A 14,650-nucleotide genomic window follows, 5' to 3' on the forward strand; every position below is an offset into this window, starting at 1 on the left:
AAAGCGGGAGCCTGCATATCGCAGCGCTCCCGCCTTAATACACCTAACTAGTAACGCATCCGCAAGTACGCATTTACGCGGCGGTCTGACACATAGGTATCATAGCGCAGGAACACACCCGGCAGCGGCTCCTGTAGTGTCTTCGACTTGGTATTGGTCAGGTTGTTGGCCTGAACGCCGAAGGAGACATTGTTGTTGAGCTTGTAATCCAGACTCCAGTCAAGGAACCCGGCATCGTCACTCCACATCGGCACCATATCCCAGATGCGGCCCTGAGAGCTGCTATCGGTACAGGCGGTACAGATGCGTGGTCCACCACCCCGGCCAACATATGACAGCGGGTTGGCGCTGGTGCCCATAAGTTGCTTTGAGCGCCAGTTGTAGGCCAGACGTGTGTTGAACGCGCCCTTGCTGTAGTACAGTTCCACGTTATACGAATACTTCGACATGCCATAATAGGGCATGGTTCCGAAATCAGGGTTATAGCTCGGGTCCAGACACGGATCGCCGTTGCTAACCGTGTTACACCGCGGGTCATCAAGACCGTCCGGAACATAGCCATCCCCCTTGACCGAGTTGGCCAGCAGCGCCGGATTCTCACTGTCAACATAGGTGAAGTTAGCACTGATACCCAGGCCATCAAACGGTGACGGCAGCATATCAAGGAAGGTACGTCCACCGATTTCAACACCGCGGATCTTGGCTTTTTCAGAGGCGGAGGTCGTCCGGTTCTGGACATAGAACCAGGGTATATCCACCGAAACCTCGACCGGATTATTCGGATCCGTCACATCAAGCAGGGGTGTTGACTGCGTCTGATAGAAGGCGTCGTACAGATCCTGATTCTTTATATCCTTGGCGAAGACGTCGATATAGGCATAGGTGCCATTTCTTGGATACCATTCGTAAGTCAGATCAAGGTTCGTGAAGCTTACGGGCTTCATATCCGCCCCGCCGCCACGGCTGGTCATGGTTTCCAGATAATTGATGCTTGCGCCGCCCTGACCGATCAGTGCCTTGAGATTTGGCTCAATAGTTCCGCCCGCCCTGATGTCATTCAGGTTTGGCTGGCTGACCCCCTGAGACGCCGCAAATCGGACGACAACCTCCGAGGAGACATCAAACTTGACGTTCACCGACGGCAATACCCGTATATATCTAATCTCTTTTTCGCGCAGCGTAGAACCGGGAATAGGCTGATACAAACGCCCTTGTGGTATCCCGCTCAACGCAGATGACGCGTCCGAAACATTCAGGTAAAAGGCATCCGCCTGGTTTACCCTGAAGTTTCCGTCGCCGCGTAAACGCCCATTGACGACACGCACGCCCATATTACCAGTGAAGCGAGGAATGATGCCAAAACCTTCGCTGCCGAATTTGGTCTGAACATAAATTGCCGTGCTGCGGATGTCCGTATTGGTAACACCAAGGTTCTGGTCGATATTCAGGTCATAGTATTCCTGTGGCGTCAGGCCGCCATTGACCACATCTTCACTGAAGCTGGCCAGACGCGTCCAGTCAAAAGATTTGAGCAGGGATTCGCTAGGCACCAATACAGCCCCCGGAGAGTTTGTATCGTCGCCCATGAAGTTAGGAAAGTCATAGACTTCATAGTCAGAGGGGCTAATGACACCAATCGCGTAATCCCCTGTCAGATAAGCGCGATAGCCGATATTGTCCGGATTTTGACCGCTGGGGTATGTGTAATCCACCCAGTCTTTTGAAATCGGTGCCCAATAGGTGCCTATGAAATTATCGCGCTCTTCACGAACCGCAGCACGAACACCCCAGGATACGGACTTGAAGAAATTATCTTCATTAAGTGAGTAATCAACATCGATATTGGCGGCAATGGCCGTGCCTTCATTATCCGCCCCATTGTAAGAGAATTGGGCGAAGTGAGCGGTATCGGTATCGACCAAAGCCGCGGCGTTGAAGCCGCCGAGTTTGGGCACATCACCGGTCACATCAAAGCTGGCCTGCGTCAAACCCTCGCTTCGCTGCGTGATGCCCGCCCCCATGTTACGTCCTTCGGCGACCGAATGGACAAACTGCAACGCCCCCCTGACGCGCATATTATCCGTAGGGTTCCACACGAAGCTTGTGCTCCAGTCCAGCGTAGACGACGTACTATCACTGGCACTGGCACTTCCGGTCAAATTAAGCGGCGTGCCAGTGCTCCCACCCGTGGGCTGGCAGAAGAACATACCCGGCTGCCCCCACTTGCCCCAATCGATACTTGGCTGTGAGGTTGAGGTTGACCCATAGGTTGAGCGGCAGTCCTGATCCAGAATCGTATCCCCAGGCGTGCCCTGATAATCCGGTGACCAGTCAAAAGCCCAGATATATTCATAGGCGGGGTCTGACCTGGGCAGATACTCCAGCAGCCAGTTGTTCCCGCCCCAGCCAAAGACCGGATCACCGATACCGGTTGCCCCCACATATAAGTCACCACTCACCATGGCACCGTTGGAATCATAGGTGGCATTTGTCGGGATATTCTGAGCCGACAAGGTGGGATCCACACTCCATCCACCGCCACGCCCGTAGGTTTTGGATTTTTTCTGAGAGTAGAACAGGGTTGACGTTAGGGTCAGCTCATCTTTCGGCTCCCACTGATAGGCCACATAAACACCATCACGGGTCCGCTCACTGCGCCCCTGATTCCAGTTGTACCCCGTCGGCACAAGCGCCGTATTGTCATTTTCAGGTCTTTCCGGATTAATCTGAAGCGCGTAGGCGCCCATTTGCGCATTGTCATTACCTTCATAGCGCTCGCTATGGGCGATATCGAACAGAAGGCCCATCTCGCCCAATTTGGTATCGAAACGGCGCGATACCAAGCCTGAGATATTCGGAGAGACCTTATCGGACAAGTCGCCATAGCTGGCGCCCGCAGAGAGTTCCAAGGCAGGCTTTTTGTAATCAAACGGCAGGCGCGTTCTCAAATCGATGGCCGAAGCCCCGCCTTCGAGAATGTCCGCACGGGACGCCTTATAGATATCCACACCGGCCATCAGCTCAGGCGTTACCTCATCCCACATCAAACCGCTGGCACCATTGGCGCTGAACGCCTGACGGCCATTGAGCGTGCTTGAATTATAGGGCAGACCGCGCACCGTAACCCCGGTGCCCTCAACCTGAAAACTTGGCGTACCACCCTGTGAAAATGCAAATCGGGAAACCGTAACCCCCGAAACCCGCTGCAGCACCTCGGTAATAGATGCATCAGGCAACTGACCGGCTTCGTCAGCCACAACCGAATCGACGATCGTGTCAGAATTCTTCTTGATCTCAATAGCGCTCTGCAGCGCCTTACGGCGCGCCGTAACGACCACGACCGTGTCGGCTTCGTCCGCAGACTCGACCGCAGGAGCCGCATTCTGCGCATAAACAGGCACCGCCACCATTGCTACAGCAAGAGACGATACGCCCGCACACAACATCACTTTTAGCGATTTCATTCCTGGGTTCCCTCATATTTGGGGCCAAACTGTTGCAGCCCCTTATTTTGTTTTTGACGACCTTGTCGATTTGTCGTCTCACGCGCATAAAATGCCCTTAGACGATTTCGTTCAAGTTTAAAATTTTGCTTCATATATAAATCGATTATATGTTGCAACTTTGCAACCCAGCTCAACCATGGCCTATAGACGCGACGCGGCCAAAAAAATCCCCTTGCCGCAGGACGCAGGACAAGGGGATAAAACCGTTAAGGCCTCACGCGGAAGGAGTTACTGAGCCTAACAAACGGGATCGAACAATACGATTCACACAAGCCATGAGCACTCGCTCACAAATCGACCCTAAAACAGACAGAATTTAAAATCAAATATAAAATTAAATTTTATATAGAAATTTTGCTTTAAAAAATTGCTCTCCATGCCCAGGAATTTCAAAGCATTTAGAGTCCCGAACTTATATAAAAGCGATAAAAAGCAATTAAATTAAAACAATTCAGTCTCTTTTTAATGAGCTCGCTTCCAAATGAACCATCATATGGGCACCAGACGCCAAATCATACGCAATGCGAAATTTCATAAATAAAATAACATTGATTTATACTGACTAATTATATCAGATACCGACCAAAAATTGACTTAGGTTTCCATTTATGGTGTTCATTGGCGAAACTCGTTTTGGGTCTGCTGATGGCCTGCCCCCCTTCTGCAACGCCGCTTTCAAGGCCCCAATATGTATAACAAAACAACCAGCGTGGCGTTCGATTGATCATGGCAAGACGAAAACCCGAAAATCATGATGAAGACGATGCGAATGATTTGCGGTACCGCGCACCAGCCCTTGAAAAAGGGCTTGATATTATAGAGCTTTTAGCGTCTGCACCGCGTCCATTAAGCCCCAAGCAGATTTCTGAAAGACTGAACCGGTCTGTGAGCGAATTGTTCCGGATGGTTCAGGTTCTGGAAAAACGCGGCTATGTGGCCATGGCTGAGAATCAAAGCGGATATGAGCTTACGAACAAGCTGTTTTCTTTGGCCATGTCGCGGGGCGTAAGCAAAAACCTCCTCGATCACGCTATTCCGGTGATGAGGTCACTTGCCGAAAACATCCTTCAGGCTTGTCATATTGTCGTGGTGTCGGACGATCAAATCGTGGTCGTCGGTCAGATGGACGCGCCCGGCATACCCAGTTTCCATATTCGGGTAGGATATCGGCAAAATATCACCGATACAGCCTCCGGCGCGGTTTTTTATGCGTTTCAAAGCCCAAAGGTTCGCAAAGCCTGGCGAACAGCGCTTCAGCCAAACCTGACACCGGAAGAGAGAGAAACATTTGAAGCCCAAGCTGATCGCGCCCGGGCAGAAGGGCATCTGGTCGCAAAAAGCCAGTATGCGGACAGCATTACCGACATATGCAGCCCAATCTTTAGCGACAACGGCTTAGTCGCCGCTTTGACTATTCCGTATATAAAAAGCAAACTCAGCGTAAGTATCGAAGACTGTGTCGCCTCTCTTAAGGAGGCAAGCTTGCAGCTATCGACCTTACTCGGTGCCACCCCTGGCAGCTCAAATCCCCAGATCAAATCCTAAGGGTTCTGGGTGACGTCCGTACTATAAAACAAAAAACGGTACTCCAAGCGGGAGCCCTCGCGCCCATAAAGATGAGATCCCCGCCATGGGCCAACGCAATCTGGCGCGCCAGATTGAGGCCAGTTCCCGTGCCATTCGCCTTGGTGGTTACAAAGGCGTGGAAAATCTGCCCGGCAAGAGGCTCTGGAATGCCGCCGCCATTATCAGAGATAAGTATTCTGGCTTCATCGGAATCGCACTCCATAGACACCTGAATCTGGCCGGCTACCGGCATTCCGATGGTCGCTTCGGCGGCATTACTCAAAATATTAAGAAGCGCCTGCGCCATCAGGGTTTCATCCAGATCAAAGCGCGGGCAATGCTTCTGAATATCGATCCGGATACTGATATTGCTCGCCAGAGGGCTTTGGCGAAACACCTGAACAATATCCTGAATCAGGGTGCCGACATCGACCGAACGAAGCGCGGGATCAGGCAGTCGTGCCAATGCCCGATAGGCTTCTATAAAGCGTGAAAGGCTATCGGCGCGCTTGGCCAGTACATCCAGCGCTTTGAGTGCCGCTTTCGAGGCGGGGGTGTTTTCGTCGATAAGATAACTGCGGGCAACGTCAGCCAACGAGGCTACAGGGGTCAGGGAGTTCATGATTTCATGACTGAGAACTCTCAATAAATCCCGCAAGGCCGTAGCTTCGGCGATACGGATTTCTGGCTGTATATCGGTAAGACTGACCAGACGGAGCTTTTCATGGGCCGTTGTAATTTCGCTGATGGCAATGGCATAGGTCCGGCCAAACAGCACAACCGAATGTCTTGAGCCCAGTTCGGCATTCATAACGACCTGATAGAGATTGTCAGGGACATTCACGACCAGATCATCGGTTCGAAACAAACTGCGGGCGGCCAGATTTACCGCCTGCATGCCCATTTCCGGACTAAATTTGAAGAGCGGAATCGCTACCTGATCGAGTAGGGCCGCCAGGGGGTCTCCCCCCGGCAATTTATCTGGCCTAAAGGCGGGTGGATCCTGCAAAACCGGGGACTTGTGCTGAAGCGCCATGACAAGGCATCCGACCATTACGAGGATACCCAGCGCCATATTGGCCCAAAGCTGCTTTTGGGCCGCATCCCAGGTGAAGCCTGTGCCGACAATCAGCGCCGCCAAAGTCATCAAATGCCAATGACGTGCCTTAAAGGCCATGTCGGGCCATGCGGCGGTACAAGGTTTGACGCGTAACCCCAAGTTCGACGGCCGCCTTTGAAATATTAAAATTATGACGACTAAGCGCTTCTTCTATCGCATATTTTTCAGAGCGTTCAAGGTTAAGCCCGCTACTTGTCTCAGTCGATGTAGCCGAAGACAAATCAAGATCAGAAAATGAGATAATCGGGCCGTCCGACTCGGCCACAGCGCGCTCAATGATCCTGCGCAGTGCGTGAAGATTATCCGGCCATGGAAATGCCCGCAAACCCACAATGGCTTCAGGGGCTAAAGACCGGGGGCCAAGGCCCTGCTTGATGGCAAAAACGCGCGCAAAATGATTGGAAAGAAGTTCCAGATCATTGCCCCGGTCGGCAAGCGGCGGAAGGGTTATTTCGAGCGTACTGAGGGCATAGAGCAGCGATCTTTGGATAGTCAGATCATGACGGCGCCGGCACGTTGTTGCCACAACCCGCGTGTTAAGCGAGCCCGCATTCTGAAGCCATGTACTCAGTGGCAAACTGTTAGCGGCGTCAAGTTGATCAATATTTTCAAGCACGACCGTCGTATCCGTCAGGCCTAATAAATCGGCCATATCCAGCCGATCCGCCTCTAAAACCTTAAGGCTGCTACGCCCGGAATGCCGGTGCAAAACATTCGCCAGCATGCTTTTGCCGGTGCCGTTTTCACCCACCAATAAAACCGGCGCGGTCAGGCGGGCATACCGCGTTATCAGCTCCTTTATGCGCGTAAGCGCGTCACATTCACCGATGATTAATCCGGCGTCTTCGCTTGCGGCATCATCGGCCTCCCGGTCAATCTTAATCGCCCCTCTCTGGCTGGCGGCCTCTTCAATCGCTGCCAGCAGACGCTCATTATTCCACGGCTTCATGATGAAGTTATGGGCCCCGGCGCGTAGCGCCTGAACCGCCACATTCAAACCGCTGTGACCGGTGACAATCAAAACCGCGGCATCAGGGTCATGCCTGCGAAGGTTTTGCAGGCACAGCAAACCTTCTTCACCAGACATCTGGGCGCGCGAAAAATTCAGATCAAGCAAAATGACATCCGCCGGTTCAGTTGCCAAAAAACTGTAGGCTTCTGACGGACTTTGCGCACCACGAAAATCATAACCAGCCTTCTGCAAGAGCAGTTCAGCGGTTTTGAGCACACCTAAATCATCATCGATAAATAATATTCTTAAGGCTGACATGTACGATTTCGGTCAGTGCGGACAATTGTGTATTTAAGTAATCTCTCAACCCCTAAAAAGTCAAATATTTTTCGCCAGTTAGCCCAAAAGTGACTCCTGGAGTAAGATGGAGAAAACAAATCAGGGAAACGCTCAGATGCTTAACGCCACCCCAGCATTTCGCGAAAGCGATAATATCCGCTATTTATCAAATATCCCCTCTATGGACTCTGATAACATTCCTCAGCGCACCCTGAATGCGGGTTTAAATATTCTGGAATACTTAGCAAAGTGCGCCGCCCCGGTTTCGGCCTCAACCCTTTCAATAGACCTCGGCATTCCCCTCGCGACCCTATATCGTTCAATGACGGTATTGAGAAAGCGCGGCTATATATCCAAAACCACACCCTCCGGCCTGTACGAAGCCACAAGTAAGATATGGGATCTGCTGCCCAGCATATCTCCTCAAGACCGCGTCGTCATCCACGCCCGCCCCATATTGAAGCAGCTCTGCGAAAACCTGGGCCTATCGTGTAATCTGTCAATTCCATTAGCGTCCGATATGATGGTGATTGCTAAGCACGAACCCCTAAGCCCATTCTGGGTTAACGTCCCTGTCGGTTACCGCTACCCCATATCAAGCTCATCTCCAGGCCATGTTTTTATGGCGTTTACCTCAGGCATTGAGGGCTACGCACCCTCGGAAATAGCCCCCCTTGCACTCGGCGCAGATGACCGTGACAATCTCACCGCCAGCGTTTCAAGAATTGCAGAATGTGGCTTTGCTCAGGTCGAGAATTCACTCATGCCGAGCATCATCGATCTGTCATGCCCGATCTTTGACGGCTCCGGCTTTATCGCGGCCCTGACCGTACCGTACATGAGCACATCCAACGGCCGCCGTTTAGAGTGCTGCATAGCGGCTTTGCGCGCCCATGCCATGCGCTTGAGTGAATCGTTGGGAAAAACGCAAAAAGTAGCATGACGGCCCCGAAGAAACGGCACACCCGTGTGGTATAATTCGCATAGATATTAAGTCTGTCCATTAAAGCCGCCTGGAGCGTTTTCCCATCAAATGGCATCATTTTATGGATCAGAAAGAGCGACAAAACAGAAACTTAGAGTAAATGTTCGATCCAACCGGAGCGAAATCTACTCTAAGACATAGCTTGCGTGGTTGATGTGTTAAACCAATTCGACATAGTTTATGCAAACAGGCCAACCGGAGCGAATAGTCATATTATGCCGTTGATCAGTTTGCGCGACGTGTACTTTAATTATGAGACCGGGACAAAGCGGCTTGAGGCACTGAAAGACATATCGCTCGACATCGATCCGGGCGAATTTCTGGCCATTTGCGGCCCGTCAGGATGCGGAAAGTCCACCCTGCTGAATATTCTGGGCACTCTGGAGCGCCCGTCAGCCGGAAGTTATCTTTATGACGCTCACAATTTGGCGGATTGCAATGCCAGTCAGCTCGCCCGTTTACGGGCCCGCGAGATTGGCTTCGTGTTCCAGAGCTTTAATCTGATCGAAAGCCTGAGCGTCTACGAAAATATCGAACTGGCGCTGCTTTACAAGCACGATGGCCGTCATAACCTCCGCCACAGGGTCATGGAGGCGATGGACAGAGTAGGCATAGCCCATCGGGCGGATCATTTGCCGCGACAGTTATCCGGGGGGCAACAGCAAAGATGTGCCATTGCCCGCGCCATAGTCGGGCGGCCTGCGATTATCCTCGCTGACGAACCCACAGGCAACCTTGACTCGGAAAATGCGGCCCAGATTTTTGGTATTTTAAAGGCCCTCCACCAGGAGGGAAGCACACTTGTCGTTGTCACGCACTCTGCCAGTCAGGCAGATCAGGCTGAACGTGTGGTGGAGATGCTGGATGGGCGTATTCAGTTTTCACGGCGCCGCCTGTAATGATTTGGCACCTTTCCGGTTTCATCCACGTCTTCCGGTCACTCCTGCGTTTCTGGGGCGTGAACCTTTTGAATGTGTTTGGATTGGCGATCGGCTTTGCGGCGGCCATAGTCATCGGCCTTTATGTCAAGGACGAGCTAAGTTTCGACCGCTTCCTGCCGGATGCAGATAATGTCTTCATAGCGACCAGCGTTTACAGCCCGAATAACAGCCCGGTTATCAGCAGTGATAAATCGCCCGCAGGTCTGGCGCGGTGGCTGGTGGCCGAAGCTCCGGCGGTCGAGGCCACAGCCCGCCTCGCTCAGGTCGAATGGTCCGTCAGATCACCGCGACGGGAATCGCTGGAACTTTTTTACTGGGCCGATCCAAACATCTTTGATGTTTTGCGCGTTAAGGCGGTCTCCGGTGATCTGTCAACGGCATTAAGCAAACCGTACACAATGGCCTTAACCCAAAGGATGGCATTGCATTACTTTGGCCGTGAGGATGTCGTAGGGCAGACCCTGTTTATTAATGGTGCCTCCCCGATCGAGATCACCGCCGTTCTTGCCGATTTTCCGCCAAACACCAGCCTAAACCGGGAAATTTTCGTCTCCGGGCTGTCGTCGTACAGCATGTTGACAGTTCTGGATCAGCATCCGGACTGGCAATGGGCGTCATGCTACGTATTTGTTCGGCTGGTTCCCGGAGCTACGCTCAAGGCCGATACGATCCGAAACATAGCGCTCAAAAACTGGCAGAGCCCCCATAGTATTCCGGCAGAAATTAATCTCATTCCTTTGCCTGACCTGCGATTTCAACCGGAAGCCGACAGTCAGATAGCCCCGCGCAGTCACAAGGATACCGTCATTGCCATGATTGCCGTCGCGGGCATCATCCTGTTTCTCGCGACCGTCAATTTTGCGGGCTTACTGACCGCACAAATCGACGAACGAAAAGCCGAAATGACGATACGCAGGACCTTAGGTGCCAGGCGTCATCATCTGTTTTTTCATGTGATATCAGAAGCGGTTGTGATCAATGCCTTTGCCGCCATTTTAGCTCTGGCGCTAATGGAAAGGCTCCTGCCGGTTATCAACCCCCGTCTGGGGACTGAACTCTCCGTCTGGGCGTCACCTGGCCTCGCCATAGGGTTTGCCCTCACCGCCGCCATCACCGGACTATTGGGCGGACTATACCCGGCGACTATCCTCTCGGCCGAACCCCTGCGGACATCACACCATATCGATAGCGGACGCTCCTATATGAGCCGGGTCGGCTGGATTGCCGTGCAGTTCACACTTTTGATCACCTTGCTCATTTCCTCGCAAACCGTCTATAGTCAGTGGGTTTTCGCGACCGGTCAGGCGCTGAATTTTAACGCCCGTAATATCCTGCAAATCGTTGTCTATGCGAATGCCGGACAAGATGAAAGTTTCAAAAAGCGCGTTTTGTCTTTAGACGGCGTTGAAGATGCAGCCCACTCGCGCTTCATTCCCGAAGAGAGGAATATTCGTCCCGCATGGTCGGCGGTGCCATCAGGAAAGCTTATTCAATTCAATCGGCAGTCAGTTGATGCGGACTTTTTCCCGATGTTCGGCGTGCAGATTCTGGCGGGGAATAACTTTTCAGGCGTTTATTTTGCTGAGGCACCACCGGTCGAAGTGATCCTTAACAGATCGGCAGCAGAGGCCCTGGGGTATCGTCAGCCTGAGGACGCCATAGGCCAATTTTTAGATTATGAAGCCGATCACACACGTCACAGATCCAAGATCATCGGCGTCGTCGACAATATGCGCACCAATACAGTTCGCAAGCCGCTGCAGCCCATGGTCTTTGACAACCAATCCTTTTTCTTCACACGCCTGAATGTCCGTTTAAAACCCGGCACTGAGGCCGCAACCCTGTCGAAAATTGATCGGCTATGGGATCAGGAATATCCAAACACAAATCCGATATACCGCTATTTTTATTCAGATTATCTTAGTGAGGTGTATCAGGATATGAAACGGCAAGGATGGGCGTTCGGCTTCCTGTCCGTTGTCGGTATCTGTTTGTCTATCCTCGGCCTTACCGGTCTCTCCATCTATCTTGCCCGAAGCCGGTGCCGTGAAATCGCCATTCGCAGCGCCCTTGGGGCCAGTTTGGCAGATATTATCTACTTGCGACTTTCACCATTTATAAAGCCGATGGTCATCGCAAGTATTGCGGCCACTGCCCTATCCTGGCTCACCATGTCCTTGTGGTTAAGCGCCTTTGATACGCATATTTCGCTGAGCCCCGTGGTGTTCCTTACCTCCGGGGCCATGACCGCGTTTATGGCTTTGGCAACCCTCACGGCACACATCATCCTGACACCGCCGGTACGCGCCAGTCAGTCTCTTCGCGTCTAAATCCCCTTATCCGTATGGAGTTACTGTGAATATAAAACGACTATTCATGACCTGTGTCAGCGCGCTGGCTATCATAGGACTATCATCACCTTCCATGGCCGATGCGCCGCCTGCCCCACTCGATGGGCCGTGGCTCAATTCGACATTGAGCGCCGAAGCGCGCGCGGATGCCGCAATCGCAGCCATGACCCAGTCCGAAAAACTGCTGCTGGTTTTTGGTTATTATTCTACCAATGCGGACTGGATGGGTGGCGGTGTAAAACGCTTCGAGCCCCCGAAAGACGGCTTGCCTTACTCGGCGGGCTACGTCCCAGGGGTGCCGCGCCTGCAAATCCCAGCCCAGTGGGAGACGGACGCCGCCATTGGCGTGGCCACTCAATCTTCGCCGACACCGCGCCTGCGCACGGCCTTGCCATCCGGTCTGGCCACAGCGGCCACCTGGAACCCCGATGCGGCTTTCGACGGCGGGGCGATGATCGGGAACGAAGCCCGCCTGTCGGGCTTCAATGTACATCTGGCGGGCGGGATGAACCTGATACGTGAGCCTCGCAATGGGCGTAATTTTGAGTATAGCGGTGAGGATCCGCTACTCGCCGGTGTCATAACCGGCAATGCGATAAAGGGCGTTCAGTCCAATCGCATTATCTCGACGATGAAGCATTTTGCGTTTAACGCTCAGGAAACCAATCGCAACCATATCGACGTGAAAATCGCTGAGCCGGCGGCGCGTCAGTCGGATCTGCTGGCCTTCCAGATTGCCTATGAGATTGGCAATCCCGGATCGGTAATGTGCGCCTATAACCGGATTAATGGTGCTTACTCATGCGAGAATGACTGGCTGCTCAATAAGGTCTTAAAAGAAGACTGGGGCTTCAAAGGCTATGTCATGTCGGACTGGGGCGGCACCCATTCGACGATCCCCGCCGCCAATACCGGCCTCGACCAGCAATCAGGCTGGGCCTTCGACCGTTCCCCCTATTTCCACGCCGCCTTAGCCGAAGCCGTCAATAATGGTCACGTCAGCCGGTCACGCCTTGATGACATGGCGCGCCGCGTACTTTGGGCGATGTTTACCAATGGTGTGGTCGATACGCCCGTAAAAGGCGATCAGTCCGCCTTAATCGATTTTGCGGCACATGCAAAGATAACTCAGGCCGCCGCCGAACAAAGTCTGGTGCTGTTAAAAAATGACGGCCTGCTGCCCCTGTCGAAAACGGCGAAAAAGATTGTCCTGATAGGCGGTCACGCCGATTTCGGCGTCCTGTCAGGCGGCGGCTCATCTCAGGTCTATGCCACAGGCTTCCAGAGCTTTGAAGAGCCTTTGGGTAAGGCGGTTTTTTACGCGTCTTCACCGCTGAAAGCCATAGCCGCCCGGTCAAGCGCCGCCGTCAGTTACCATGACGGGAAGGATATCAAGGCCGCCGCCCGTGCCGCGCGCGATGCCGACATTGTCATTGTTTTTGGTACCCAATGGACGGCTGAGGGGCTGGACACCCCGGATCTTAATCTGCCCGGCAATCAGGACGCGCTCATTAGTGCGGTGGCCAAGGCTAATCGTAAGACGGTTGTGGTTCTGCAAACCGGTGGCCCGGTGGTCATGCCCTGGTTGGACAAGGTTGGCGCGATCCTCGAAGCCTGGTATCCCGGAACGTCCGGCGGCGAAGCCATCGCCCGCGTGCTTACGGGGGAGATCAACCCATCGGGACGCCTGCCCGTGACCTTCCCGGCTTCCGTGGCGCAACTGCCACGCCCCAAGATTGACGGCGATCCCAAGTTGAGCGAGCTTGACGACCCGCACCCCCACACGGATTACGATATCGAAGGGGCAGCCGTAGGGTACAAATGGTTTGACAAGAAAAATCTGCAGCCGTTGTTCCCGTTCGGTCACGGCTTGAGCTATACGACCTTTTCGACCTCATCCCTGTCGGCCCAGCCTGCCGGTAAGACCATAAGCGTATCGTTAAATGTCAAAAATACCGGAAAATATCCGGGCCGAACCGTTACCCAGATTTATGTGTCGCCCGTGGAGGATGCCGGGTGGGAAGCGCCTAAACGTCTTGGGACCTTCACCAGCACTGAGTTGAAGGTGGGTGAAAGCAAGACCCTGTCGCTGACGGTTGATCCACGCCTTATCTCAACCTTTGACCCCAAGAACAACCGCTGGTCGATCAAAGGCGGCACCTATAAGGTCATGACCGGAGATTCAGCGACCAGGATCACCAATACAACAACGGTCACGCTGGATCAGCAAACCCTGAGTGTCCGGGGGCAATAGCCATACTAAAAATTTAGGGCCGGATTTCTGAACGAAACCCGGCCCTAAAACTTAACCAAACTGTTTTGCCAACAGGGCCTAGCATTTTCGATATTATTTAAGGCACGCGCGATAGGGCTGAGTTGCCTAATTTCCATTATGGGAAGCCAACATAAGCCAGCCCAAAAGCGGCCTTTTAAAGAGCCGCAGACTCCTTTTCAAAGAGCCTCAGACTACCAATAATCTGGAAAAATTCATATAAAACAGAAGCATAACAAAGCCACTATGTTTGAATTTGTAACACATAGGGTTCAAAACTGTAAAAAGTGTAACACACTCTATACGTCGAAATTCACTATGTTATTGATTTTATAGGAAAAAATGGCGCACTCGGAGCGATTCGAACGCCCGACCCTCAGATTCGTAGTCTGATGCTCTATCCAGCTGAGCTACGAGTGCGCACTTTTCATGTCGCATAACAGGCTTGCCCGCCAGCGAGGGCGGACAATTAGTCGCTTAGACGCGCAAAGGCAAGATCAAAATGACGGCAGGGGCGCTATTTTTTCGGTTTTCCTGTTGATCAAACCGTTGCTGCGGATTTGAGTTTGTCTTTTTGCATCTGCGTCCTTAAGTTTACAAAATGCATAATCATTTCGC

The 14,650-nt window shown here is 52.7% G+C and carries 8 protein-coding genes and 1 tRNA gene; 5 read left to right on the plus strand and 4 right to left on the minus strand.

What is annotated here, in order from left to right:
• Window positions 1-47: 47 nt before the first annotated feature.
• Window positions 48-3,464, minus strand: a complete 3,417-nt coding sequence (locus tag OVA03_RS08975; protein WP_267523809.1) for a TonB-dependent receptor domain-containing protein — start codon at window positions 3,462-3,464, stop codon at window positions 48-50.
• 768 nt (window positions 3,465-4,232) lie between these two features.
• Between OVA03_RS08975 and OVA03_RS08980 the strand changes: the two genes are divergently transcribed.
• Window positions 4,233-5,051: an IclR family transcriptional regulator gene (locus tag OVA03_RS08980; RefSeq protein ID WP_267523812.1), complete on the plus strand. Its 819-nt coding sequence runs from the start codon at window positions 4,233-4,235 to the stop codon at window positions 5,049-5,051.
• Here the strand turns inward: OVA03_RS08980 and OVA03_RS08985 are convergent.
• Both OVA03_RS08985 and OVA03_RS08990 read right to left on the minus strand, forming a co-directional pair.
• Window positions 5,041-6,249, minus strand: a complete 1,209-nt coding sequence (locus OVA03_RS08985) for a sensor histidine kinase (protein WP_267523814.1) — start codon at window positions 6,247-6,249, stop codon at window positions 5,041-5,043. The genes OVA03_RS08980 and OVA03_RS08985 overlap by 11 nt on opposite strands.
• The gene (locus OVA03_RS08990) at window positions 6,239-7,462 is read right to left on the minus strand and encodes a sigma-54-dependent transcriptional regulator (protein WP_267523816.1); all 1,224 of its coding nucleotides are present in this window, start codon (window positions 7,460-7,462) and stop codon (window positions 6,239-6,241) included. Before OVA03_RS08990 ends, OVA03_RS08985 begins: the two co-directional genes overlap by 11 nt.
• Window positions 7,463-7,598: 136 nt before the next feature.
• On the opposite strand from OVA03_RS08990, the gene OVA03_RS08995 reads away from it, so the two are divergent.
• The 4 genes from OVA03_RS08995 (at window position 7,599) to OVA03_RS09010 (ending at window position 14,014) form a co-directional block, all read left to right on the plus strand.
• Complete coding sequence (locus OVA03_RS08995; RefSeq protein ID WP_267523818.1) at window positions 7,599-8,426, plus strand: IclR family transcriptional regulator; 828 nt, start codon at window positions 7,599-7,601, stop codon at window positions 8,424-8,426.
• 257 nt (window positions 8,427-8,683) lie between these two features.
• Window positions 8,684-9,367 (plus strand): ABC transporter ATP-binding protein, encoded by a 684-nt coding sequence (locus OVA03_RS09000; protein ID WP_267523820.1) that lies wholly within the window; start codon window positions 8,684-8,686, stop codon window positions 9,365-9,367.
• Window positions 9,367-11,739, plus strand: coding sequence for an ABC transporter permease (locus OVA03_RS09005; RefSeq protein ID WP_267523822.1), 2,373 nt, complete (start codon window positions 9,367-9,369; stop codon window positions 11,737-11,739). Before OVA03_RS09000 ends, OVA03_RS09005 begins: the two co-directional genes overlap by 1 nt.
• Before the next feature lie 94 nt (window positions 11,740-11,833).
• Window positions 11,834-14,014, plus strand: coding sequence for a glycoside hydrolase family 3 C-terminal domain-containing protein (locus OVA03_RS09010; RefSeq protein WP_267523823.1), 2,181 nt, complete (start codon window positions 11,834-11,836; stop codon window positions 14,012-14,014).
• A 361-nt stretch (window positions 14,015-14,375) separates the two neighbouring features.
• Here the strand turns inward: OVA03_RS09010 and OVA03_RS09015 are convergent.
• Window positions 14,376-14,452 (minus strand) — tRNA-Arg (locus tag OVA03_RS09015).
• Window positions 14,453-14,650: the final 198 nt, after the last annotated feature.

Source organism: Asticcacaulis sp. SL142, from assembly GCF_026625745.1.
Taxonomy (GTDB): domain Bacteria; phylum Pseudomonadota; class Alphaproteobacteria; order Caulobacterales; family Caulobacteraceae; genus Asticcacaulis.